The 22,293-nt window shown below is 64.1% G+C and carries 24 protein-coding genes; 5 read left to right on the forward strand and 19 right to left on the reverse strand.

Going from position 1 to position 22,293, the window contains the following annotated elements; translation table 11 throughout:
- Nucleotides 1-2: 2 nt before the first annotated feature.
- The 7 genes from V1479_RS01955 to V1479_RS01985 all read right to left on the reverse strand — a co-directional run bounded on the left by V1479_RS01955 (nt 3) and on the right by V1479_RS01985 (nt 7,270).
- A complete protein-coding gene (locus V1479_RS01955) occupies nt 3-1,826 on the reverse strand; it encodes an ABC transporter ATP-binding protein (protein ID WP_368801423.1) in 1,824 nt (607 codons plus the stop codon).
- A gap of 75 nt (nt 1,827-1,901) precedes the next feature.
- A complete protein-coding gene (locus V1479_RS01960) occupies nt 1,902-2,930 on the reverse strand; it encodes a glucokinase (RefSeq protein ID WP_173188537.1) in 1,029 nt (342 codons plus the stop codon).
- A gap of 1 nt (nt 2,931) precedes the next feature.
- On the reverse strand, nt 2,932-3,336 hold the full coding sequence (locus V1479_RS01965; RefSeq protein WP_368801424.1) for a methylglyoxal synthase: 405 nt from the start codon (nt 3,334-3,336) through the stop codon (nt 2,932-2,934).
- Nucleotides 3,337-3,415: 79 nt separating this feature from the next.
- Complete coding sequence (mepA, locus tag V1479_RS01970) at nt 3,416-4,432, reverse strand: penicillin-insensitive murein endopeptidase (protein ID WP_368801425.1); 1,017 nt, start codon at nt 4,430-4,432, stop codon at nt 3,416-3,418.
- An 89-nt stretch (nt 4,433-4,521) separates the two neighbouring features.
- On the reverse strand, nt 4,522-5,430 hold the full coding sequence (locus V1479_RS01975) for an NAD-dependent epimerase/dehydratase family protein (RefSeq protein ID WP_368801973.1): 909 nt from the start codon (nt 5,428-5,430) through the stop codon (nt 4,522-4,524).
- Between the two features lie 2 nt (nt 5,431-5,432).
- Nucleotides 5,433-6,578, reverse strand: a complete 1,146-nt coding sequence (queG, locus tag V1479_RS01980; RefSeq protein WP_368801426.1) for a tRNA epoxyqueuosine(34) reductase QueG — start codon at nt 6,576-6,578, stop codon at nt 5,433-5,435.
- Complete coding sequence (locus V1479_RS01985) at nt 6,578-7,270, reverse strand: glutathione S-transferase family protein (protein WP_368801427.1); 693 nt, start codon at nt 7,268-7,270, stop codon at nt 6,578-6,580. The genes queG and V1479_RS01985 overlap by 1 nt, the downstream gene beginning before the upstream one ends.
- A 149-nt stretch (nt 7,271-7,419) precedes the next feature.
- On the opposite strand from V1479_RS01985, the gene V1479_RS01990 reads away from it, so the two are divergent.
- The gene (locus V1479_RS01990) at nt 7,420-8,226 is read left to right on the forward strand and encodes an undecaprenyl-diphosphate phosphatase (RefSeq protein WP_368801428.1); all 807 of its coding nucleotides are present in this window, start codon (nt 7,420-7,422) and stop codon (nt 8,224-8,226) included.
- On the opposite strand, the gene V1479_RS01995 is transcribed toward V1479_RS01990, so the two are convergent.
- Entirely contained in the window at nt 8,227-8,997 is a 771-nt protein-coding gene (locus tag V1479_RS01995) for a sulfite exporter TauE/SafE family protein (RefSeq protein ID WP_368801429.1), read from the reverse strand.
- 8 nt (nt 8,998-9,005) lie between these two features.
- Nucleotides 9,006-9,980 carry a complex I NDUFA9 subunit family protein gene (locus V1479_RS02000; protein WP_173188523.1) on the reverse strand — a complete coding sequence of 325 codons (975 nt, stop codon included), beginning with the start codon at nt 9,978-9,980 and terminating at the stop codon, nt 9,006-9,008.
- 183 nt (nt 9,981-10,163) lie between these two features.
- On the opposite strand from V1479_RS02000, the gene V1479_RS02005 reads away from it, so the two are divergent.
- Nucleotides 10,164-11,579, forward strand: a complete 1,416-nt coding sequence (locus tag V1479_RS02005) for a sodium:proton antiporter (protein WP_368801430.1) — start codon at nt 10,164-10,166, stop codon at nt 11,577-11,579.
- 42 nt (nt 11,580-11,621) lie between these two features.
- Here the strand turns inward: V1479_RS02005 and V1479_RS02010 are convergent, their stop codons facing one another.
- The 7 genes from V1479_RS02010 to V1479_RS02040 form a co-directional block, all read right to left on the reverse strand.
- Nucleotides 11,622-12,758: an ABC transporter permease gene (locus V1479_RS02010; protein ID WP_368801431.1), complete on the reverse strand. Its 1,137-nt coding sequence runs from the start codon at nt 12,756-12,758 to the stop codon at nt 11,622-11,624.
- A complete protein-coding gene (locus V1479_RS02015; RefSeq protein ID WP_368801432.1) occupies nt 12,755-13,675 on the reverse strand; it encodes an ABC transporter ATP-binding protein in 921 nt (306 codons plus the stop codon). The genes V1479_RS02010 and V1479_RS02015 overlap by 4 nt, the downstream gene beginning before the upstream one ends.
- Nucleotides 13,672-14,616 carry an HlyD family secretion protein gene (locus V1479_RS02020; protein WP_368801433.1) on the reverse strand — a complete coding sequence of 315 codons (945 nt, stop codon included), beginning with the start codon at nt 14,614-14,616 and terminating at the stop codon, nt 13,672-13,674. The genes V1479_RS02015 and V1479_RS02020 overlap by 4 nt, the downstream gene beginning before the upstream one ends.
- Nucleotides 14,613-15,284 carry a CerR family C-terminal domain-containing protein gene (locus tag V1479_RS02025; protein WP_368801434.1) on the reverse strand — a complete coding sequence of 224 codons (672 nt, stop codon included), beginning with the start codon at nt 15,282-15,284 and terminating at the stop codon, nt 14,613-14,615. The genes V1479_RS02020 and V1479_RS02025 overlap by 4 nt, the downstream gene beginning before the upstream one ends.
- Nucleotides 15,285-15,389: 105 nt before the next feature.
- Entirely contained in the window at nt 15,390-15,791 is a 402-nt protein-coding gene (locus V1479_RS02030) for a Fur family transcriptional regulator (RefSeq protein ID WP_368801435.1), read from the reverse strand.
- Nucleotides 15,788-16,651 (reverse strand): metal ABC transporter permease, encoded by an 864-nt coding sequence (locus V1479_RS02035; RefSeq protein WP_438620492.1) that lies wholly within the window; start codon nt 16,649-16,651, stop codon nt 15,788-15,790. Before V1479_RS02035 ends, V1479_RS02030 begins: the two co-directional genes overlap by 4 nt.
- A complete protein-coding gene (locus V1479_RS02040) occupies nt 16,605-17,462 on the reverse strand; it encodes an ATP-binding cassette domain-containing protein (protein ID WP_368801437.1) in 858 nt (285 codons plus the stop codon). Before V1479_RS02040 ends, V1479_RS02035 begins: the two co-directional genes overlap by 47 nt.
- Nucleotides 17,463-17,568: 106 nt before the next feature.
- On the opposite strand from V1479_RS02040, the gene znuA reads away from it, so the two are divergent.
- Nucleotides 17,569-18,591: a zinc ABC transporter substrate-binding protein ZnuA gene (gene znuA / locus V1479_RS02045; RefSeq protein WP_368801438.1), complete on the forward strand. Its 1,023-nt coding sequence runs from the start codon at nt 17,569-17,571 to the stop codon at nt 18,589-18,591.
- A gap of 23 nt (nt 18,592-18,614) precedes the next feature.
- Here the strand turns inward: znuA and V1479_RS02050 are convergent, their stop codons facing one another.
- On the reverse strand, nt 18,615-19,100 hold the full coding sequence (locus tag V1479_RS02050) for a hypothetical protein (protein ID WP_368801439.1): 486 nt from the start codon (nt 19,098-19,100) through the stop codon (nt 18,615-18,617).
- Between the two features lie 153 nt (nt 19,101-19,253).
- On the opposite strand from V1479_RS02050, the gene V1479_RS02055 reads away from it, so the two are divergent.
- Complete coding sequence (locus V1479_RS02055; RefSeq protein ID WP_368801440.1) at nt 19,254-19,835, forward strand: TetR/AcrR family transcriptional regulator; 582 nt, start codon at nt 19,254-19,256, stop codon at nt 19,833-19,835.
- A 14-nt stretch (nt 19,836-19,849) separates the two neighbouring features.
- Here the strand turns inward: V1479_RS02055 and V1479_RS02060 are convergent, their stop codons facing one another.
- Together V1479_RS02060 and V1479_RS02065 are read right to left on the reverse strand one after the other, a co-directional pair.
- On the reverse strand, nt 19,850-20,881 hold the full coding sequence (locus V1479_RS02060; protein WP_368801441.1) for a histone deacetylase family protein: 1,032 nt from the start codon (nt 20,879-20,881) through the stop codon (nt 19,850-19,852).
- 128 nt (nt 20,882-21,009) lie between these two features.
- Entirely contained in the window at nt 21,010-21,207 is a 198-nt protein-coding gene (locus V1479_RS02065; RefSeq protein WP_173190019.1) for a CsbD family protein, read from the reverse strand.
- 61 nt (nt 21,208-21,268) lie between these two features.
- Here V1479_RS02065 and V1479_RS02070 point away from each other — a divergent pair, with 61 nt between their 5' ends.
- Nucleotides 21,269-22,264: an Ldh family oxidoreductase gene (locus V1479_RS02070; protein ID WP_173188511.1), complete on the forward strand. Its 996-nt coding sequence runs from the start codon at nt 21,269-21,271 to the stop codon at nt 22,262-22,264.
- Nucleotides 22,265-22,293: the final 29 nt, after the last annotated feature.

Raw genomic sequence — 22,293 nt, forward strand, 5'->3', positions numbered from 1 at the left:
AGTCACGCGGCATTCCCTCCCTTTCTGGAAACCGGTTCGCCCTGCAGCCGGTGAAACCGTGCATAAGCGCCGGCCTGGCTTTTCATCAGGCTCGCATGCGTGCCTTCCTCGACCACGCGGCCCGCTTCCAGCACGACGATATGGTCTGCCTTCACTACCGTCGACAGGCGGTGCGCGATCACGATCGTGGTCCTGTTCTGCATGATCGTTTCAAGTGCAGCCTGAACGCGGGCCTCCGATTCGGTGTCGAGCGCGGAGGTCGCCTCGTCGAGCAGCAGGATCGGCGCGTTGCGCACGATGGCGCGGGCGATCGACAGCCGCTGGCGCTGGCCGCCGGAAAGCGTCACGCCGTTCTCGCCAACCGGCGTGTCGTAGCCTTGCGGCATTCCGGCGATGAATTCGTCCGCATGGGCGAGGCGTGCCGCCTCCTCGATTTCGGCATCCGTGGCGTCAGGCCGGCCGTAGCGGATGTTGTCGCGCACCGATCCCTCGAACAGGTAGGGATGTTGCGAGACATAGGCGATGTTGGCGCGAAGCGAAGCCTTGGTGACGTGTGCGATGTCTTGTCCGTCAATCAGGATCGCGCCCTCGGCAAGGTCGTAGAACCGCTGCAGAAGCGTCACGATCGTTGACTTGCCGGCGCCGGAGCCGCCCACGAGGGCGGTCGTCTTGCCGGCCTCGGCAACGAAACTGACCGCGCGCAGCACTGGCAGGTCATCGGCGTAGGAGAACGACACGCCGTCGAACCGCACCTCGGCCCGGGATACGTCCAGTGGCCTGGCATCCGCGCCATCGCGCTGGCGTGGTTCGATGTCGAGCAGCTCGTAGATCATGCGCGCGTTCACCAGCGAGCGCTCGAGATTGACCTGGACGCGCGCAAGCCTGCGGGCGGGATCGTAGGCAAGCAGAAGCGCGGTGATGAAACCGAAAACCGAGCCGGGCGGCGTGCCTGAGGCCGATGCCTGATAGGCCGAATAGGCGATGACGCCGGCGATCGCGAAACCGGCCAGCGCTTCGGAAATTGGCGTGACGCGTTCGGAGACGCGGGCGATCTTGTTGGCGCGGTTTTCGGCTTCGGCGACCAGCCCGTCCATGCGGCGCGCAAGTTGTTCTTCCATGGTGAACGCCTTCACCACGGCGATGCCCTGGGTCGTCTCCTGCATGGCGCCGACGAGCCGTGCGTTCACCTCGACGGCCTGACGCGCAACCTTGCGCAGCCGCCGCATGATGCGATTGACCGCGAAGATCAGCGGTGGGCCGATGAGGAGCGCGATGGCCGAAAGCTTCGGATCGAGCACGATCATCGCGCCTACCAGGGCGAGCAGCAGTACGGCATCGCCGACGACCGACTTCAGCGTCATGCCGAGCATGTCACGCACGCCCAGCACGTTTTCGTTGATCTGTGCGGCAAGCCGGCCCGAGCGCTGCTCCGTGTAGAAGTCCAGTCCGAGCCGCATCAGGTGGTCGAAGATGCGGCGCTGGTAGCGGGCGACGAGGTTGTTGCCGATCGTGGCGAGTATGACCGCCTGCCCGTAGGTGGCGGCACCGCGAATGAGAAAGACGAGGATGACCGCGCCGCAGATCCAGGGGATCAGGTCGAAGCGCTCCTCGTAGAAGACGCCGTCAATTAGCGGCGGCATCACCCACGGAATGAAGGCGGTCGCGCCCGCGACCGCCAGCAGGCAGCCGATGGCGGCGACGTAGAGCCCGACATAGTCGCGCGCATTTTCCGCCAGCACGCGCTTGAGCACGGGGAGGACGTCGCCTCGCAGGGTCTCGAGCGCTCCCTTTTCGTCTTTTACCGCCAAACCGTTCTTCCCGGTCATGCCTTTTCCGCGCTTGGCTATGCCCTTTCGCACAGCCTCATGCAATCGGCAATCCGCAGCCCTTCTGACGCCGGGTCAGGCATTTACCCAGTGCCGTCCCTCCATCTCGACGCCAAAGCGCGCCGGCGTCTGGGCATAGGCAGCCAGTCCCGACAGCGCCGCGAGCGGATGGGTGATGACGTAGACGGGCATCGCCTTGACCAGATCGTTATGCGGCGCCTTGTCCTCGAAAGCGGCGCGGAAGCGGCCGTTCTTGAGGGCTGGAACGATCTTCTGGGCGATGCCGCCGGTAAGGAAGACGCCGCCGCGGCTCATGAAGATCAATGCGAGGTCCCCTGCCAGCCGCCCAAGGCAAGTGACGAAGATGTCGAGCGCTTCCCCGGCGGTCGCGTCGCTGTTGTCCAGCGCGGCGCTGGTGATCTCGGCGGGCGTCGAAAAACGTGGCGTGGTCTGGTCTGCCTTGGCGACCGCCCGGTAGAGATTGACGAGACCGCGGCCGCACAGCATCTGCTCCGCGGAGATACGGCCCTCGATCTTCTCGATATGCGGAAACACCTCGAAATCGCGCGGACTGCGTGGACCGATGTCCACATGACCGCCCTCGCCGGGGACGGGTATCCAGGTGTGTCGCGCATGGACCAGCCCTGCGACGCCGAGACCTGTGCCCGGTCCGAGCACGACACGCCCGGCTGCTGGCTCCGGTTCGCCGCCGCCGATCTTCTCCATGTGCTCGGGACCGAGCGCGACGACGGCAAGCGCCTGAGCCTCGAAATCGTTGAGCACCAGCACCTCTTCCAGACCGAGCGTCGAGAACATCTGCTTTGGCCTGACCACCCAGTCGCAGTTGGTCAGCTCGATCTCGTCGCCGTCGACGGGCCCGGCCACGGCAAGCACCGCTGACAATGGCAGGATGGACGTGCGGTCGAGGATGGCGGTCTGGATCGCTTCGTCGATGGTCGCGAAGTCCGCCGTCTGAACGATCGGGAATTCCTTCGGCTCGGCATAGGCGTCGACGAGGATCGCGAAGCGCGCATTGGTGCCACCGATGTCGCCGATGAGAACCGGAAACTTGAGCATGGTGATGGTCTGGTCCTCGCCTGGCATGTCAGCTACGGTCCCCGTTGCGGCCGTCCGCCTCCATGGCGGTCAAAATGATTTCGGCCGTGGCGACGTTCAGCGCAATCGGAATATCATAGACGATGGCGAGCCGCATCAGCGCCTTCACGTCCACGTCGTGCGGCATCGGCGTCAGCGGGTCGACCAGGAAAATCACGGCATCGACAACGCCTTCGGCGATCAGGGCGCCGATCTGCTGGTCACCTCCGAGCGGCCCGCTGCGCAGCCTGCGCACCGAAAAGCGCGGATCGGCATCGGCAATGCGGCCGCCTGTGGTGCCCGTGGCGACGATGTCGCAGCCAGCGATGAAATTCGCATGTGTCGTGCAGAAGGCAACAAGGTCGTCCTTCTTTGCATCATGAGCGATCAAGGCGAGGCGCAGGCGGTCGGCCAAGGCGAGGTCCGTAAGGGAGGAGCTAAATCGATTTAGAAATCTCTTATTGCCCCGGCGCGCCCACTGTCAAGGAAACCGCTCAGTCGTATGGGCGGGGCTGCGGCAGAGGGATCGTCCGTTCGGGCGTTGGCGCAAAGGCGTTGGCCGCCACCGGCGGGGCATTGGTTGCGATCATCGGCGTGCCGCGCCCACTGACGGTCACGGCTGCTTCTGATATCGGCGCCGGCGCGGCGAGCACCGCCTCGCAGGCGGATGGCAGCGAGGAAAGACGCAGAACATCACGCGCCTTGGGTTTGGCCGGCCCCTTCGCGGGCCGCCAAGGCTCCTCGGTGAACCACCAGGCCAGCGACTGGTCGCAACCCTCTTCACGCGGAACCGCATCCTGCGTCCGGCAGCCCGGCGAGCCCGCCGGGCAGCCGATACGGATATGGAAGTGCGAATCGTGACCCCAGAAAGGGCGTACCTTGCGTAGCCAGGAGCGGTCGCCGCCGACCGTATCGCAAAGCTTCTTCTTGACGCCCGGGTGAACGAGAATCCGCTCGACATTCGGATAGCTCGCGGCGCGGTGGAGCAACCGGGCATGCGCCGGCGTCCATTTGCGATCGTCCACGTAGAGCGAATTGGGCTGCAGCATGGAGACGAAATCGAGCTTCTCGCGTTCGCCTGCCGACAGCCGTCGGTTCGGCATGGGCAGGAACCAGATGTCCGCATCCAATCCGATCTGATGCGAGGCATGGCCGGACAGCATCGGGCCGCCGCGCGGTTGCGAGACATCGCCGATCAGCAGGCCGGGCCATCCATCTTGCGCGGCCTCGCGCGAGAACCGCTCGAGCAGCGCGATCATTTCCGGATGACCCCAGCGGCGGTTGCGCGACAGGCGCATCGCCTGCCAGTTCGGGCCATCTGTGGCGATCGCCATGCCGCCGGCGAAGCAGCCCTTCGAATAGAAGCCGTGGGCCGCGGCCTGCGTGGCGGCCGGCAGGCGTTGTGCGCCGAATGCATCCTTGGCAAGCGGATCCGCCATCGCGCCCGAAACGGCCGCGGCAAACGCGACGACAGCACTGGCAAGATGACGCATAACGGTTGAAAGACGCATGTACCGGCCTCCGGCAATCGATGGATTCACAGATGCCCCAATGCCCGCGCTCTAGCTTGCAGGTGCATGGTTAAGCGAATCATAACAGTTCAGTCGCCGATCCTCGATCGTGCGTCCGCGCCCTCGGCACGACCTTGCCATGTGCCGCTCGACCACAAATCGTCAAGGGCCGCGCGGTAATCCGGAAAGCGAAAGCGGTAGCCTGCCTGCTTGATGCGCGCGTTGGCGACGCGCTTGTTCTCGCCATAGAACGAGCGCGCCATGGGGGTCATTTCCGCCTCGTTGAAGGGGATTTCCGGAGGCGGCGCTACGCTCATCAGCGATGCGGCATACGCAACGACATCCTGCGGCGGTGCCGGCTCGTCGTCGGTGACGTTGAAGATGCCGCCCTTGGCTTCCTTCGCCAGTAGCATGGTCGCGCCGGCTATGTCGTCGACATGGATACGGTTGAACACCTGATCCGGCTTGACGATGCGCCGGGCCGTGCCCTTGTCGAGGTTCACGAAGCCGTTGCGGCCGGGCCCGTAGATGCCGGAGAGCCTCAGGATCGCCACCGGAAGGTCCGTTTCCACGGCAAGCGCCAGCCACGCACGTTCGGCTGCGAGCCGCGCCTGCGACCGGCGCGAGACCGGGCGGCATTCGGCATCCTCGTCGACCCAGACGCCCTGATGGTCGCCATAGACGCCGACCGTCGAGAGATAGCCGATCCAGCGCAGCGCCGGCATATTCTTCACGATCGTGTCGCGGGCGGCCGAAAGGACGGGATCGCTATCACCCGGCGCGATCGATACGATCAAATGGGTGGTCTCGCCCAGTGCCGCCTCGATCTCGGACGACAGCGGGCCACCGTCGAACAGCGCCGGCTCGATGCCGTCGGCGCGCAGTTCCTCGGCCTTGTCCGCCGAACGGGTCGTGCCGGCGACGAATGCGCCGTCTGCAATGGCGCAGCGTGCGATGGCCCGGCCGGAATAACCGGCGCCGAAGATGAACAGTCTCATGCTCAATGAACGATACTCCCGATTTCAGCGATTACGTCCGGATCGGATTCGCCTGCGAGGTGGTCTGCCATCAGCCTTTCGAACGCATCGCCATCAAGCAGGCAGGAGAGCGCCCATACGGCCATGCCGCGCACGAGCGGCGACGGATCGCCAAGCAACGTTTGTACTGGTGGTATCAGGGCCGTCTCGCCTGAATTGCCGGCGGCAACCAGCACGTTGCGGATGAAGCGGTCACGCCCGATGCGCTTGACCGGCGAGCCGGAAAAGAGCGCGCGGAACGCTGGATCGTCAAGCTGGAGAAGATCTGCCAGCCGTGGCTCCTTGAGGTCTTCCCGCGCGGTCAGCTTGGCCTCGGATGCCACGCTGGCGAACTTGTTCCACGGGCAGACGGCAAGGCAATCGTCGCATCCGTAGATGCGGTTGCCGATCGCGGCGCGAAACTCGCGCGGAATCGGCCCCTTGTGCTCGATGGTCAGGTAGGAGATGCAGCGTCGCGCATCGAGCTGGTAGGGTGCCGGAAAAGCATCCGTGGGGCAGATCTCGAGGCAGGCGCGGCAGGAGCCGCAACGATCTTGCTCGGCAGCGTCCGGCGAAAGGTACGCGTTTGTGAAGATCGAGCCGAGGAAAAGCCATGACCCGTATTCGCGGCTGACGAGGTTCGTATGCTTGCCCTGCCAGCCGATGCCGGCCGACTCGGCCAGCGGCTTTTCCATCACCGGCGCGGTGTCGACGAAGACCTTGACGTCCGCGCCGCTGCGCGCGGCGAATTTCTGCGCGATCTCCTTGAGACGTCCCTTGATGACGTCGTGATAGTCGCGATGGCGTGCGTAGACCGAGATTGCCGCGCGCTCCTTGCGCGCCAGAAGCGCCAGCGGATCCGTATCGGGCCCGTAGTTCATCGCCAGCATGACGATCGAGCGCACCTCTGGCCACAGCGCGCGCGGGTTTCCGCGTCGCGCTGCCGTTTCGGCAATCCACTCCATCGTGCCGTGTCTGCCCTTGTCGACATAGTGGGCAAGCCGGCGCGGTGCGAGCGGGACCGAATCGGGACTGGCGACGGCGATCGAATCGAAGCCCTGTCGTTTTGCTTCGAGGTTCAGAAAGTCCCGAAGCCGGTCTTTTGAGACTGGTTTCAGGCCGGCCTTCATCAGAAATCGAGGTCGGCGTAATGCGAAACCGGCGAAAGGCCGCGCACCCGGTCGGCCAGCAGCGGCCTGAAGGAGGGTCGCGACTTCATCCGCGAATACCAGTCCTTGGCTGCCGGATAGTCCGACCAGGAGATTTCGCCGAGATAGTCGAGCACGGAAAGCGTCGCGGCCGCGGCCATGTCGGCATAGGTCAGGCGCGTGCCTGCGAGCCAGTTGCGCGTGCCGGCCAGCCAGTTGGTGTATTTCATGTGCTGCCGCACATTGGCCCTGGCTGCTCGGATAGCGCCCGAATCGGGCGCGCCACCGCCATGCTCGCTTGCCATGACCGGTTTCAGCACGCGCTCGCGTACCAGATGGCGGGCAACGTCAGCCTCGGTCTTGACCAGATACCAGTCCACCAGCCTGCGGATTTCCGCACGCGCCAGCGGGTCCTCTACGAACAGCCGCTTGTCCCGCTTGAGGACGCCGCGCGTCTCATCGACATATTCAGCGATCACCGTGGCGCCGACGATGGGTTCGTCGCTTTCGGCCAGCAGAACGGGAAGAGTCGCGGCGGGATTGAGCGTCAGAAATTCCTTGCGCCGGAGCCAAGGCTTCTCCTCGATCAGCGCCAGTTCCTCGCCATACTCGCCGAAGGAAAGGCGGACGAACCGGCACGCGGGGAAAAGCGGATGATGGAACAGAGTCAGCATGGCACCGGCAAACAGGAATGGTCTGGCCTTTTTAGGGCAGCGGGTCTAAGTCTCGAACCCGTTCCTGAGTCGGGCGCGAGGCGGTCTCGTCCTATAGGCGCTCATCCATTTCCTGACAAGCAAGCGGCGCATAAACTGCCGGAGCAGACATGAGCGAACAGACGATCGTCGGGGCCGCGATTCTCGGCATCCTGGAAGGCCTGACTGAATTCATTCCCGTCTCATCCACCGGTCACATTCTTCTGGCGGGCCATTTCATGGGCTTCCAGTCAACCGGCAAGGTCTTCGAGGTGGTCATTCAGCTCGGTGCCATCCTGGCGATTCTGTCTGTCTATTTCGCGCGGCTTTGGGACATGCTCATCAAGCTACCATCCGACCGCGCCACGCAGACTTTCGTCCTCGGCATCCTGATCGCCTTCCTCCCGGCCGCGATAATAGGCGCCTTCGCGCACAGCTTTATCAAGGAGGTGCTGTTCGAAAGCCCGATGCTGATCTGCATCACGCTGATTCTCGGCGGCTTCATCCTGCTCTGGGTCGACCGCTGGGCGATCAAGCCCAAATATACCGATGCCTCCGAGTTTCCGCTTTCGGTCTATTTCCGTATCGGCCTTTTCCAGTGCCTCGCGATGATCCCCGGCACGTCGCGCTCGGGCGCGACGATCGTGGGTGCGCTGCTGCTCGGCGCCGACAAGCGTTCTGCGGCCGAGTTCTCGTTCTTCCTCGCCATGCCAACAATGGCCGGCGCCTTCGCCTACGATCTCTATAAGAACCGGGACATCCTGTCGGCCAACGACCTTCCGATCATCGCAACCGGTTTCCTGTTCGCTTTCATCGCTGCGGTCGTGGTTGTGCGCAAGCTGCTCGATTTTGTGTCGCGTCGCGGCTACGCGCCGTTTGCGTACTGGCGGCTGCTGGTTGGGACCGTCGGCCTGCTCGCGTTGCTGATCTGGGGCTGATCAGCCCAGGCCAGAATGAAGGCCGCGCCGGATCATGTCGGCGGCCAGAAGCGTGATGCCGATCCGGAACCAGCGGCGAAACGTTTTCTCGGGCAATTTTTCCAGCCAGGCGCTGCCATAGATGGTGCCGAGATAACCCGACGCTACCATGGCAGCGACAAGCGGCAGCCACTGCGCGAACGCGAAACCCGCGAAGCCGAACACCACCACCTTCAGGAAATGCTGGATGGTCATGCCTGCGGCGTGGGTCGCCACCAGCGCCTTGCGGTCGTCCGGCAGGATTTGCGCGAAGAAGGCGGAAAGCAGCGGACCCGTGGCGCCGACGAACATCGTGACCAGCGCGGTGACGGCGCTCCCGATCGCGAGCCCGGCCCGGCCGAGACGGTCGAAGCCGGGTATCCTCGCCCATGTGACGGCGATGATGAAAAGCCCGAGCACCACCTTCAGCGCGGCGTCGGGCAGCTGCACAACCATGGCCGCGCCCGCGGCGGCCCCAAGCAGAGAGCCTGCAAGAAAGGGCCCGAAAATATCGGTACGCACATGCGCGCGCTGGTGCCATGCACGGCCCGTATTGGAACCGAGCTGCACGGCGCCATGTACGGGAATCAGGGCGGCCACCGGCACGAAGACGCCAAGCATTGCCAGCATCGCGATGCCGCCGCCAAGTCCGAACGCAGCGGTCAGCGCCGACGTGAAGAACGAAGCGACGACGAGCACTGCTGCCGCTGAGGTGCCGATACCTTCCGGCAGGGCGGCGGCGAGCGCGTCCAAGCCGCCGCTCAGGCGGCGTTGGGCTGCGTGAACTGGCCGGCCGGCCTGTACTGCCAGAGATAGGATGGCAGGATTGCATCCATCGCCTGCGGCTTTATGCCGAGCGCCTCGAAGGTCCGGCCTTCCTGCTCCGCCGCCTGCGAAACGACATTGTCGGTGCGCAGCATCTCGACCTGATCACGTGTGAGCAGCGGGTTGGGCAGCAGCCCGAGCAGCGAGCCCTGCAACCGCGCCATGCCCCACGGCACGGAGACCAGCATGCGCTTGCGCTCGATCACCTCGAGCATCTTTTCCATGCACTGCTTGAAGGTCATGGTCTCGGGGCCGCCGAGCTCGTAGATGCGGCCACCCTCGACCTTGCCTTCGACCGAACGCGCGATCGCTTCGGCAACGTCGGCGACATAAACCGGCTGGAACTTCGTGTGACCTCCACCGATCAGCGGCAGTGCAGGCGAGAGGCGCGCCATTGCAGCGAAGCGGTTGAAGAAGCCGTCTTCGGGTCCGAACATGATCGAGGGACGGAAGATCACAGCGTCCGGCATCGTTTCAAGGACCGCCTGCTCGCCGCGCGCCTTCGTGCGCGCGTAGTCTGCAGGCGATTCCTTGCCGGAGCCGATTGCCGAAACGTGGGTGAGCGTCGCACCTTCAGCTCTTGCGGCTTCGGCGACGGCGCGCGCGCCGAAATCCTGCACCGCATCGAAGCTCTGCCGGCCGCTCTCGAACAGGATGCCAACGAGGTTGACCACATGGTCGGCGCCCTGCACCGCGCGATCGACCGACCAGCGCACGCGCAGATTGGCCTGGACCGCCTGAATCTGTCCGACATTGCCAAGCGGCTGAAGGTGTCCGGCAAGGTTCGGGTTGCGAACGGCAACCCGCACCCTGTAGCCGCGCTTTGCCAGCGCGCGAACGACGTGGCGACCGAGGAAACCCGACCCGCCGAAGACGGTGACGAGTGGGGGGACCTTTATGACGGATGTCATCGCTGGCTCTCCAGAAAATTGCCTGTTCAGCCGCTTCTTAATGCTTTCGCGCCCAAAGGCAAAGAGCGCTGTTCGCCGCGGCAAAGTGCTTCAATTCGGTGCATTCGGTACGATTCTGCTTCTCCAGACCGAACCTGACGGTTAAGACGGGACCGATAGAATGCGAACAGGAGAGGGGAGTCGATGCGATTTGTGGTGTGGATGGCCGTGCTTGTTGCGGGTGGGCTGGTCGTTCCGGAAACCGCATTTGCGGCCGAGGGCCTGCCAGGCGATTCGATGTCCCTCCTGTGGGCCATACCATTCGCCGGTATCCTGCTTTCGATTGCCACCGGCCCGTTGTTCTTTCCGCATTTCTGGGAACACCACTACGGCAAGATCGCCGCTTTCTGGGCGGTACTGGTTGTCGTGCCGCTGACCCTCGGTTTCGGCTTCAGCACCGCGATGGCGTCGGTGCTGCATACGATGCTGCTCGAATACATGTCGTTCATCATCCTGCTTTTCGCGCTGTTCACGATTTCCGGCGGCATTCTGGTTGCCGGCAACATCCACGGCACGCCGCTGGTCAATACAGGTCTGCTGCTGATTGGCGCGATCATGGCGTCGATCGTGGGGACCACCGGTGCGTCGATGATCCTCATCCGGCCGATCATCCGCGCCAATGACGGTCGCAAGCACAACGCGCACGTCATCATCTTTTTCATCTTCCTGGTCTCCAACATCGGCGGCTCGCTGACCCCGCTGGGCGATCCGCCGCTGTTCCTCGGATTCCTGCGTGGCGTCGACTTCTTCTGGACCACGACGCACATGCTGCCGTCCGCGACCTTCATCGTCGTGATCCTGCTTGCCGTCTTCTACCTGCTCGATACGATGCTCTATCGGCGCGAAGGCGAGATGCGCGTTGTCGATCCGACTCCGGATTCCCGCGTTCGTATTCGCGGCCTCATCAACGCGCCGCTGCTTGGCGGCGTGATCGCAGCCATCCTGATGTCGGGCATCTGGGATCCGGGCATCACCTTCACGGTGCACGGGACCGAGCTGGAGCTGCAGAACCTCCTGCGCGATGCCATCATAGTGGGGCTCGCCTTCGTGTCACTGGCCGTGTCGCGTCAGGAATTCCGCGACGCAAACGGCTTCAACTGGGAGCCGATCCTAGAGGTGGCAAAGCTGTTTGCGGGCATCTTCATCTGCATCATCCCGGTGATCGCAATTCTCCAGGCCGGCCTCGATGGCGCTTTCGCACCCCTCGTCTCGCTGGTCACCGGCGCCGCCGGCGAGCCCAACAACGTTGCCTACTTCTGGCTGACAGGCACCTTGTCGGGTTTCCTCGACAATGCGCCGACCTATCTGGTCTTCTTCGAGATGGCCGGAGGCAACCCGCAGGAGCTGATGACGGTTCTCGCGCCGACGCTGACCGCAATCTCGGCGGGCGCCGTCTACATGGGCGCGCTCACCTATATCGGCAACGCGCCAAACTTCATGGTCTACGCCATCGCGCGCAGCCAGGGCATCGCGATGCCGAGCTTCTTCGGCTACATTCTGTGGTCGGTCGCGATACTGGTGCCGGTCTTCATTCTGGCGACCTTCATCTTCATCGCCTGATCTTGTCGCGGCCGCTGTCTCTTGGCAGCGGCCGCGTGCTGGTCAGTCCAGCGTCCGGCGGAAGCGCGCGAGCGCAATCCCCCCATAAGCGAGTATGAACAGGCAGAGGATGACGATTTCCGTCGTCACCTCCGACATGTTCGCGCCCTTGAGCATCACCGCCCGCACGATGCGCAGGAAGTGCGTGAGCGGAAAGAACTCGCCGATCCACTGCGCCCATTGCGGCATGCCACGAAACGGGAACATGAAACCCGATAGCATGATCGATGGCAGGAAGAAGAAGAAGGTGAGCTGCAGCGCCTGCATCTGCGTCCGCGCCACCGTCGATATGAAATAGCCGAGCAGCACCAGCGACAGCACGAAGATCAGGACGGCTGCAAGAAGCAGGCTGATGCCGCCGACAAAGGGTACATCGAACAGCAGTTTTGCCGCCGACAGAACCACCACGACCTGCACCGAGCCGACGACGAGATAGGGCAGAACCTTGCCGATCATGATCTCGAAAGGGCTTGCCGGCATGGCGAGCAGGTTCTCCATCGTTCCGCGCTCGATCTCGCGGGTCAGCGCGATGGAAGTCATCATCACCATCGTCATCTGCAGGATCACACCCAGCAGGCCGGGAACGATGTTGTATTGCGACACGCCTTCCGGATTGTAGCGGCGGTGCACGATCACATCGAGCCGGCTGGCGGCATCCTGCGCCGCCGCGGTCTGCATGCCTCGCTCGCGCAGCAGCGCCTCGTTGGCCACCGTCCCGAGCGTGGAGATCGCGCCGCTGGCGACCGAGGGGTCCGTCGCATCGGCCTCGATCAGGATTTGCGGGTTGTCGCCGCGATCGACGCGCCGGGCGAAGTCGGACGGGATTGTCACCACGAAGACCACCGCGCCGGACGCTATCAGTGACTCGGCTTCCGAAGCACTGGCGGTGACATGATCGAAGCGGTAGTAGCCGGTCGTCTCCAGCGCGGAGACCATGGCGCGCGTGTAGTGATCCTGGCTGACAACCACCAGTGCCGCCGGAAGCTGCTTGGGGTCGGAGTTGATGGCGTAGCCGAAGAGAAGAAGCTGTATCAGCGGCACCCCGAGCATCATCGCGAAGGTGATGCGGTCGCGCCGCATCTGGATGAATTCTTTCATCAACAAGGCGCCGAGCCGGCCGAACGAGAACCGGTCACTCATTGCATGTTGTCCCGCGCGCCGCTCATGAACTGGATGAAGACGTCCTCCAGGCTGGTTTCGCCACGTTCGAACGAGATGCCGTGCCGCTCTTTGGTGAATTCGGAAAGCGACGTTTCAAGCTTTGCCGCGTCGCTGCCGACGACGTGCAGCGTCGTGCCAAACGGCGCGGCCTGCTCGACGCCGCGCAAGGACGAAATCTCCTGCGCCAGCCGATGGACGTCGGGCCCACGCACAACGAAGGTGGTCAATCCCGCATCGCGCACCACCTCATCGACCGTACCGGTTGCCAGCATCCGGCCGTAAGCGATGTAGCTGATGCGGTGACAGCGCTCGGCCTCGTCCATGTAGTGGGTGGATACGAGGACGGTCAGCCCTCCCGCCGCCAGCCGGTGAATCTCGTCCCAGAAGTCGCGCCGCGCCTTGGGATCGACGCCGGCAGTTGGCTCATCGAGCAGAAGCAGCTTCGGCCGGTGCATGATGCAGGCCGCAAGCGCAAGGCGCTGTTTCCAGCCGCCTGAAAGCGTGCCGGCGAGCTGGCGGCGGCGCGAACTGAGCCCCAGTTCATCCAGCGTCCTGTCGACGTGCTCGCCGACCGGCTTCAACTGATACAGCCGCGCGACGAATTCGAGGTTCTCGGCGATCGTCAAATCCTCGTAGAACGAGAATTTCTGCGTCATGTAGCCGACCTCGCGCTTGATCTTCAGCGCATCGGTAATCAGGTCGAAGCCGAGCACCTGTCCTTCGCCCTCGTCGGGCGTGAGCAGCCCGCACATCAGGCGGATCGTCGTCGTCTTGCCGGATCCGTTCGGGCCCAGGAAACCGACGATCTCGCCTTCTCGGATGGTCATCGAAACGTGGTCCACGACCGTCTTGTCGCCGAAGCGCTTGACCAGCCCGCTGACCTCGACGGCGTTCATGGCGCGAGGTCCACGTCGACGATCTGGCCGGGTTTGAGGTTGCGCGCGTCGCCTTCGGGCTTCGCCTCGACCAGATGCACGAGCTTCTGCCGGGTCTCCAGCGAATAGATCACCGGCGGTGTGAACTCCGGATCGGGTGAGACATAGCTGACACGGGCCGTCAGACCGGCCGGGCAACCGTCGCAGGCGACAGAAAGGACGCTGCCGACCTCGATCGACGAGAAGCGCGGCTCAGGCACGTAGAGCTTGAGCTTGACGCCGCCTTCGGGCAACAGCGAAAAGACCGGGGCGGCCGGTCCAGCGGTATCCCCCGGTGTCCTGATGACGTCGTCGACGCGGCCGGCGACCGGTGCAACCAGTGTACGCTTTTCCAGTTTCCATCGCGCCTGTTCCAGCGCCGCCTCGGCGCGACGGACCGCGCCCTCCGCTGCCCGTATGGTCTCTTCGCGCGCGGGCAGGCGTGCTACCTCCAGATTGGCCTCGGCCTGACCGACAGCCGCTTCGGCCTGTTCGAGCGCGGTCTCGTCGCGGTCGAGATCGGCCTGCGTCGCGATGCCCCGCCGGCGCAGGTCGCCCGTTCGTTCGACGACGCGGCGCGCTTCCGACGCCTGCGCCTTTGCGGCGCGCATGGCGGCTTCCAGCACGGCGATTTCTTCCGGTCGTTTGCCGAGTTTCAGGTCGGCAAGCTGCGCCTGCGCTTGGGCGAGCGCAGCTTCCGCTTCGGCGACTGAAATGCGTGCGTCGTCGCTTTCAAGCGTCGCCAGCACCTGGCCGGGCTCGACCCGATCCCCACGCCGCGCGTCCTGCGAAAGGATCTGCGCTGTCTCGATCGGGGCCAACAGTACATATTCACCTTCGACATAGCCCACGGCCAGCGTCGAAGGCTGCACACAGGAGGCCATGAGCCAGGTCGCGAAGGGCACTGCGCAGAGAAAGCTCATGACATGCTCCGCCGCGCTGCGATGGCAGCCTTGATGTTGACCGCGACCGCTTGCGTGATCTTTTGTGTCTCATCCTGGCCGAGCTCCGCCCAGTTCAGACGGCGCATGACCGCTTCGCGGCCGATCCGGAAATAAACGAGCTGGCCGATCATGGTGAAGACGGCGATCTTGACGTCTTCGCTCTCGGCGTCCTCGCCGGTCGCCGTCGCCCAGAAGCGGCAGAGAAGCTTATGAACAGGCTCGAATACGCCATGGTAGATGATGTCGAGCGCCGTCGTCGGGTATTGCAGCTCACGCAGGATGAAACGGACGAAGCCGGCCGTCTCCGGACTTGCGAGCAGGAAGCCGCTGATGCGCTGGATGGCCGCACATAGCTGCTCTTCCGCAGCCGATGCGTCGGCAGGCAGGGGGGCGGCCATGATGGTGGGCTCGGCAAAGCCGCGCACCGTCTTCACGATATGCTCCGCACACGCGTCGCGGAGCGCTTCCTTGCCGCCGAAATGATAGGCGATCGAGCCGATATTGGCCTCGGCCTTCGCCGCTATCTCCCGCGTGGACGTCGCTGCATAACCTTTCTCTCCGAACAGTTTGAGGCCCGCCTCGATCAGGGCGGCCCGAGTGCTTTCGGCCGATCGGCTCGCGCCGGATGCATTGCTGTCGCTTTTCATGGCTATAATTTAATCAATCGATTGATTAAAGTCAAGATAAGACACACGCGCGCCATGCGCGGCGCTGTGATGGCTACAGTAACGATGGATGCAGTGGGTGCGGCTTCAGGCGGCTGCGCAGTTCACGCAATGGCCGCGGATCTCGATGGTGGTCTTTTCCGCCTTGAAGCCGTTTTCTGCCGACCATGCGCCGAGCCGTTCCCGCACCACGGCATCGGAGAACTCGTCGACCTGTCCGCAATCCTCGCAGATGGCAAAGGCGATCAGCCCGTGCGCGTGACAGTGGGGATGGGCACAGGCAACGAACGCATTGAGCGATTCCAGCCGATGCACGAGACCGAAACCGAGCAGTTTCTCCAGCGCGCGATAGACCTGCAAAGGCGCGCGAAACCCGTCGCCGCGCAGCCGGTCGAGGATGGTGTATGCGGAAAGTGGACCGTCGGCCTTGGCCAGCGTGTCGAGCACCAGCGTCTGGTTCCGGGTCAGGTCCTGATGGGTCGCATTCATGGTACGGGCCTTCCATTGGCGCTGTCGCCACGCTTCAAGAGTCCAGCGTAGGGTAGCAGGCTGAGAAGGAAAAAGGCGAGCGCGGCAACCACGATGGAGGGGCCTGACGGAGTGTCGAACTCCAGCGAGCCGAACAGGCCGGCGATCACGGCCAACGCGCCGATGAGCGAGGCCATGACGGCCATCTGTTCCGGCGTCGAAGCAAAGCGCCTCGCCGCTGCCGCCGGGATGATCATCAGCGCCGTGATAAGCAAGATGCCGACGATCTTCATGGCAATAGCGATCACCAGCGCCATCATCACCATGAAGACTAAGCGGGAGCGGTCCGGCGCCATGCCTTCGGCGCGTGCCAGTTCCTCGTTGACGGTGGCGGCCAGCAATGGTCGCCAGAGCCACGCAAGGAGGCCCAGCACCAGTGCGCCGCCGCCGTAGATGAGGGCGATGTCGAGGCGCGAGACGGCCAGAATATCGCCGAACAGGAAGCCCATCAGGTCGACGCGCACCCAGGTCATGAAGGCGACCATGACGAGGCCGATCGCCAGTGTCGCATGCGAGAGGATGCCGAGCAGCGCGTCGGTCGAAAGCGCTCCGCGCCGCTGCAGAGCGAGCAGCGCCATGGAGACGAGCATGGCCGCGATGAAGACGCCGACCGTCAGATTGATCTCGAACAGGAAAGCCAGCGCCACGCCCAGCAAGGCGGAATGCGCCATCGTGTCGCCGAAATAGGCCATGCGCCGCCAAACGATCAGACAGCCGAGCGGCCCGGTCGTCAGCGCCAGCCCGACACCGGCCACTAGCGCCCGGCTGAAGAAATCATCGAGCATGGCCGGCCTCGTCATGATGATCGTGGTCTTGGTGATGGCCATCGTCGGGGTGGCAATGCTGGGTGACCGACCCGTCTTCGTGCTGCACGCGTCCGTCGGGCAGGTGCGTGTGATCGTGATGGTGCCGGTAGATCGCAAGCGTGCCCGCAGCCCGCGCGCCGAAAAGCTTCTGGTATTCCGGGCTGGCGACCACCGTCTGCGGCGTACCGCGACAGCAGACATGGCCGTTGAGGCAGATCACCGTGTCGGTGCTGGCCATCACCACATGCAGGTCGTGCGAGATCAGCAGGATGCCGCAGCCCGTGCGGTCGCGGATCGCGCCGATGAGTTCGTAGAGCGCGACCTCGCCCGAAAAGTCGACACCCTGCACCGGCTCGTCGAGGACCAGGAGGTCCGGCTTGCGCAGGATCGCGCGCGCAAGCAGGGCGCGCTGGAATTCGCCGCCCGACAGCGCCTGCACCTCTGCGCGCGCCAGATGCGCGATGCCCACGGAATCGAGTGCTTCCCCGATCTCTGCCGCGGGATGCGAAGCTGTCAGCGTCATCAGCCTCTCGACGGTTAGCGGCAGGGTCCAGTCTATGGCGAGCTTCTGCGGCACGTAGCCGACCGTCAGCCCCGGCATCCGTGTGACGCTGCCTTCATCGGGCTTGAGCACGCCGATGGCGGTGCGCGCCGTCGTGCTCTTGCCCGACCCATTGGGACCGATCAGCGTGACGATCTCGCCGCGGGCAATGTCGAACTCGACGTTGCGCACCAGCCAGCGACCGCCGCGATGCACGCCGGTGCCCTTGAGGCTCACGAGGATTTCGCGGCGTGCCGGCTCAATTGGATCGGATTTTTTCAGCATCTGCATCGGTCCGGGGGTTGTCAGCGGCATATGGCACAGGTTATAGCGCTTCGCAATGTAATATCATTACATGTCGCGTTCAATGTACCTGAAGGGAGCTACCCGCATGATCCGTCACAAGCTTCGCACTCTCGGCTTCGCGACAGCATCGGCGGCTGTCTTGTGCGGCGGTCCCGCCTGGGCGCTCGACGGTGTCGTGGCGTCCATCAAGCCCGTGCACTCGCTGGTCGCGGCCGTGATGGAAGGTGTCGGCGAGCCGGAACTGCTGGTAAAGGGCGCGGCGTCCCCGCATGCCTATGCGCTGCGGCCGTCCGAGGCGCGCGCGCTCGAGCGGGCCAAGGTGGTGTTCTGGGTCGGCGAGGGCATGGAAACATTCCTGGCGGGACCGCTGGAGACGCTGGGTGGCAACGCCCGCGTCGTCGAACTGGTGAAAGCGCACGATCTGGTCGAGCTCGATTTCCGTGAAGGCGGGCCGTTCGAGGCGCACGACCATGGCGACCACGAAGGGCACGACCATGCCCACGACGATGACGATGATGAAGCCGATCATGATGGCGGCGACGATCACGCCCATGAAGGTCATGGGCACGAGGGCCACGATCACGGCGCGATCGACATGCATCTGTGGCTCGACCCGAGTAACGCGAAAGCCTTCGTGCACGAGATCGAAGAGGCGCTGAGCGCGGCCGATCCGGACAACGCCGCAACCTACGAGGCCAACGCCGACGCACTCAACGAGAAGCTGGATGCGCTGATCGCGGAAACCGACGCGGCGCTGGCGCCGGTGCGCGGCAGGGGGTTCGTCGTCTTCCACGACGCCTACCAGTATTTCGAGAACCGCTTCGACATCCAGGCGGCCGGTTCGATCACCGTCAGCCCGGACGCCATCCCCGGCGCGCAGCGCCTGACCGATATTCGGGCCAAGGTTGCCGAGCTTGGGGCAACCTGCATTTTCGCCGAGCCGCAATTTGAACCGCGCCTCATCTCGGTGGTGGCCGAGGGAACGCAGGCGCGTACTGGCGTGCTCGACCCGCTCGGCGCCGACCTGGAGGACGGGCCGGAACTCTATTTCGAACTGATCCGCAACCTCACCACCTCGCTTACCACGTGCCTTGCCGGGGCGAGCTGAGCGCCCGCCCCGAGAGCCGGCCGTTACCGGCGGGTTTCGCGCAGCATTGCGATGGTCATGACGGTGGTCAGGACCGAAAGCGGAAACTGCGCGATGCCGGTGACTTCGAAGATCGTGTCGTTCGGCATCTCGTAGGTCGGTGCGGGAAACAGGCTCCGCGCCGTGTCCTCGCCGCCGACGAAAAATACGATGTTCTTGATGAGATGGTTGTAGCCGCCCTCGTAGAAGCCGATCATCGCAACGGGAAAGGCGAGGATGATCAGCGCGGCGGCCCATAGCGCGAGCCGGCCGCGCGTCTCGTGTCGGTAGGCCCCGGCGAGATAGAGCAGCGTAACGATGATGATCGCCGCTGGCACCGCGAACAGAATGATATGAAGCCGCCACGGCGTATCGAATGCGGCCGCGCCATAGGCGTGGTGGATGCATGTCAACGCAAGCACGATCAGTGCTGCAGATCCGGCGCGGAAACGGGCATCGGAGCGCCCGCCGGCGATCGTCATGTTGGTCATTTCGGGGGTCCTTTTTGCTTGACATCGGAGCGACTGCCTATCACGTAACCGAACACGGTGTTCGGAAAGTTCCGGCACGATCGGTGGCCTCAATCCGCAAACGGACATCGGGTGAACTGACGTCCGGGAAAACCAGGAGATGGATTGGCGGCAATGGCTATCGATCGCAGGGTGGCGCGTACACGCACGGCGCTTTACGACGCGCTGGTCAGGCTGATCAGGGTCAAGGATTACGACCTGATCACCGTCGAGGATATCCTGCGCGAGGCCGATGTCGGCCGTTCCACCTTCTATGCGCACTTCACCTCGAAGGACGAGTTGCTGGCCCGTAGCCTAGAGCGCCTCCGCACTTTGCTCGTGAAGGCGCGGGAAGACGGCGAAAGCGGCTGGTCGCCAAGCCGTGCACTTTTCGAACATGTTGCCGAGTTCGCCGATGTGCAGTTTGCTTTGGCTGGCGGCCGCGGCGGCGCGATCGTGCGCGAGGCGGTTGACGAGGTGATCGCCGGTGTGCTGCGCCAGTGGCTGCCACAGGCTGACGATATTCCGCGGGAGCTGGCGATCCATCAGCTTGTCTCGACGGTCAATACGACCATGCGCTGGTGGCAGGAAAGCCGACCCGGCATGAGCGCGGCTGAGGCCGAAGTGATGTTCCGGCGATTGCTGACGAACGGGTTGTCCGGTGACATATGCCGCCCCTTCCTGGAGACCGCCGGGGTCGACAGGGAGCAGGGATAGCTTTTTCAGGCGGCTCAAGCTTCCTCGAAACCGGTCAGCACGCCGACGGCATTAATGCCGATCTCTTCGACAGCATAGCCGCCTTCCATCACGAAAAGGGTAGGTAGCTTCAAACCGGCGATCCGCCGGCCAATCTTCGGATAGTCGTCGCTGACGAGCTTGAAGCGGCCGATGGGGTCCCGCTCGAAGGTGTCGACCCCAAGCGAAACGATGAGCACGTCGGGCTCATAGCCGGCTATCAGGCTGCAGGCTTCTTCGAGAGCCGCGGCCCACTGCACCCAGCTCGTCCCTGCGGGCATCGGAAAGTTGTGGTTGAAGCCTTGCCCCTCTCCTTCGCCGGTTTCGTCGGCATGGCCGAGGAAGAAGGGGTACTCGCTCATCGGGTCTGCGTGGAGGTTCAACACCTGCACGTCGTTGCGAGCATAGAATATCTGCTGCGTGCCGTTGCCGTGATGATAGTCGACATCGAGGATCGACACTCTGCGGGCACCGCCATCGAGAAACCATTGGGCCGCGACCGCGGCGTTGTTGATGAAGCAGTAGCCGCCCATGAAGTTCGAGCCCGCATGGTGACCCGGCGGCCGGCACAGCGCGAACGCCGAGCGCTCGCCGCTGCGGACGAGATTTGCCGCCGTCAGCGCGGTGTCGTGTGAAGACTTGATCGCGTCCCAGGTGCCCTTCACGAAGGTTGCACCGGCATCGAACGAATAGAAACCGAGCTTTGCTATGATCGAGGTCGGAGGGACGTCGCCACGCAGGCCCCGCGTCGGCCACGCGAACGGCATGGCGGTGCCGCTACGCCCGGATTGCTCCCACTCCGGCCAAACCGTCGGCAGGAAATCTAGGTAGTCGCGGCGATGCACTTTTGCCGCCGTTTCCAGGTCATGCTCCTCGGGCTCGCTGACCGGCCCGAGCGAAACGGTGTTGATGCGTGCGCGAATGATCTCGGCGCGCGAAGGCTTCTCGTAGGCCGGAACGATTCCGCCTTCTTCAAGCTCGACATTGCCTGCATGGCCGGCATGGCGTGGTGAAAAGATCGTTTTCATCGAGACCCCGCATCTGGAAACGGGCGGGACCTTGCCGCGTGGCCGCGTTGCTGGCAAGTCGCAGTCGCCTCGCGGCAGGTAAAGAAAAAGCCCCGTTGAAACGGGGCTCCTTCATAAGGCAATTCAGATCAGTGGCGCGAAAGCCAGTCGTCGATCTCGCGCTCCGCTTCGTCTTCCGCCTTGCCGTAGCGTTCCTGCAGGCGGCCAGCGAGCTGGCGGCGATTGCCCTTGATGACGTCAATGTCATCATTGGTCAGCTTACCCCACTGGGTTTGCACCTTGCCCTTGAACTGCTCCCAATTCCCTTCGATCTGATTCCAGTTCATTGTCATCGTCCTTTCTTGAGTGATTTCGATCACTTGGACATATGAAACGGAGAGCGGCGGCATGAGTTCCAGGAATCGTCGGCTGACGCTGCCTGATGCGACCACGCTTGCCCGCCAGGCGTTGCAGCGTGCAGGAGCAAGTCTGCCCGCCGCTGAAGCGCTCGCAGAGGCTACGGTGGCCGCCGAAGCCGCAGGCCAACCCAATGTCGGGTTCGCGCACCTGATCGACCATCTCGAAGCGCTGAAAGCCGGCCGCATCAAGGGCGATGCAGTACCGGTGCTGTCGCGACCGGCGGCGGCCATCTTCCATAGCGATGCGGGAGGCGGCACCGCCCAGCTCGGCTTCGACATCGCGTTCGAGGCGCTGGTGGCCGCGGCACGCGACCTGGGCATCGCGCTCTTTGCCCAGCACAATGCCTACACGTGCGGCGCACTGGGCTGGTTTGCCACAAGGCTCGCGCACGAGGGCCTGGTAGCGATCGCAGCCAGCAACGGCCCGGCGCTGATGGCGGGGTCGGGCGGCACCACGCGCGTGTTCTCCACCAATCCGCTGGCTTTCGCCGCGCCGCGAAGCTCGGGGGCGCCGCTTTTGATCGACCAGGCATCCAGCGAAACCGCCTTCGTCAATGTTCGGCGCGCCGCAAAGGAGGGCCGGCCGATCCCGCCAGGCTGGGCGCTCGACGCCGACGGCAGGCCGACAACGGACGCCGCGGCTGCGGTCAAGGGCGCGCTGCTCGCCTATGGAGGCGCGCGCGGCGCAAACATTGCCCTGATGGTCGAAGTCCTGGCCGCCGGGCTGACGGGTGCCAACTGGTCGCTGGACGCGCCTTCGTTTGTTTCCGGCGACAAGAGCCCGGGCAGCGGCTTACTGGTGATCGCCATCGCGCCCGACCTGCTTGATCCGCAATTCGGGCAACGTCTGGACGGTCATCTCCACCGGCTGAAGGAGAGCCACAATATCCATATGCCCGGCGAGACGCGGGGCGAGGCGGCTTCCAACGCGGCGCGCAACGGCATTGTCATCGAACAGGCGCTGCTGGACCGGCTGCTGGCATGACGACGCGCCAGCCGGCGCGGTAAACACTC

The sequence above is a fragment of the Neoaquamicrobium sediminum genome, assembly GCF_040970315.1.
Lineage (GTDB): Bacteria > Pseudomonadota > Alphaproteobacteria > Rhizobiales > Rhizobiaceae > Aerobium > Aerobium sediminum.

Excerpts from the sequence above, each read along its gene's own strand:
- V1479_RS01955 (WP_368801423.1), bottom strand. The coding sequence starts at position 1,826 with ATGACCGGGAAGAACGGTTTGGCGGTAAAAGACGAAAAGGGAGCGCTC.
- V1479_RS01960 (WP_173188537.1), bottom strand. The coding sequence starts at position 2,930 with ATGCCAGGCGAGGACCAGACCATCACCATGCTCAAGTTTCCGGTTCTC.
- mepA (WP_368801425.1), bottom strand. The coding sequence starts at position 4,432 with ATGCGTCTTTCAACCGTTATGCGTCATCTTGCCAGTGCTGTCGTCGCG.
- V1479_RS01975 (WP_368801973.1), bottom strand. The coding sequence starts at position 5,430 with ATGAGACTGTTCATCTTCGGCGCCGGTTATTCCGGCCGGGCCATCGCA.
- queG (WP_368801426.1), bottom strand. The coding sequence starts at position 6,578 with ATGAAGGCCGGCCTGAAACCAGTCTCAAAAGACCGGCTTCGGGACTTT.
- V1479_RS01985 (WP_368801427.1), bottom strand. The coding sequence starts at position 7,270 with ATGCTGACTCTGTTCCATCATCCGCTTTTCCCCGCGTGCCGGTTCGTC.
- V1479_RS01990 (WP_368801428.1), top strand. The coding sequence starts at position 7,420 with ATGAGCGAACAGACGATCGTCGGGGCCGCGATTCTCGGCATCCTGGAA.
- V1479_RS02000 (WP_173188523.1), bottom strand. The coding sequence starts at position 9,980 with ATGACATCCGTCATAAAGGTCCCCCCACTCGTCACCGTCTTCGGCGGG.
- V1479_RS02005 (WP_368801430.1), top strand. The coding sequence starts at position 10,164 with ATGCGATTTGTGGTGTGGATGGCCGTGCTTGTTGCGGGTGGGCTGGTC.
- V1479_RS02010 (WP_368801431.1), bottom strand. The coding sequence starts at position 12,758 with ATGAGTGACCGGTTCTCGTTCGGCCGGCTCGGCGCCTTGTTGATGAAA.
- V1479_RS02015 (WP_368801432.1), bottom strand. The coding sequence starts at position 13,675 with ATGAACGCCGTCGAGGTCAGCGGGCTGGTCAAGCGCTTCGGCGACAAG.
- V1479_RS02020 (WP_368801433.1), bottom strand. The coding sequence starts at position 14,616 with ATGAGCTTTCTCTGCGCAGTGCCCTTCGCGACCTGGCTCATGGCCTCC.
- V1479_RS02025 (WP_368801434.1), bottom strand. The coding sequence starts at position 15,284 with ATGAAAAGCGACAGCAATGCATCCGGCGCGAGCCGATCGGCCGAAAGC.
- V1479_RS02030 (WP_368801435.1), bottom strand. The coding sequence starts at position 15,791 with ATGAATGCGACCCATCAGGACCTGACCCGGAACCAGACGCTGGTGCTC.
- V1479_RS02040 (WP_368801437.1), bottom strand. The coding sequence starts at position 17,462 with ATGCTGAAAAAATCCGATCCAATTGAGCCGGCACGCCGCGAAATCCTC.
- znuA (WP_368801438.1), top strand. The coding sequence starts at position 17,569 with ATGATCCGTCACAAGCTTCGCACTCTCGGCTTCGCGACAGCATCGGCG.
- V1479_RS02050 (WP_368801439.1), bottom strand. The coding sequence starts at position 19,100 with ATGACCAACATGACGATCGCCGGCGGGCGCTCCGATGCCCGTTTCCGC.
- V1479_RS02055 (WP_368801440.1), top strand. The coding sequence starts at position 19,254 with ATGGCTATCGATCGCAGGGTGGCGCGTACACGCACGGCGCTTTACGAC.
- V1479_RS02060 (WP_368801441.1), bottom strand. The coding sequence starts at position 20,881 with ATGAAAACGATCTTTTCACCACGCCATGCCGGCCATGCAGGCAATGTC.
- V1479_RS02065 (WP_173190019.1), bottom strand. The coding sequence starts at position 21,207 with ATGAACTGGAATCAGATCGAAGGGAATTGGGAGCAGTTCAAGGGCAAG.
- V1479_RS02070 (WP_173188511.1), top strand. The coding sequence starts at position 21,269 with ATGAGTTCCAGGAATCGTCGGCTGACGCTGCCTGATGCGACCACGCTT.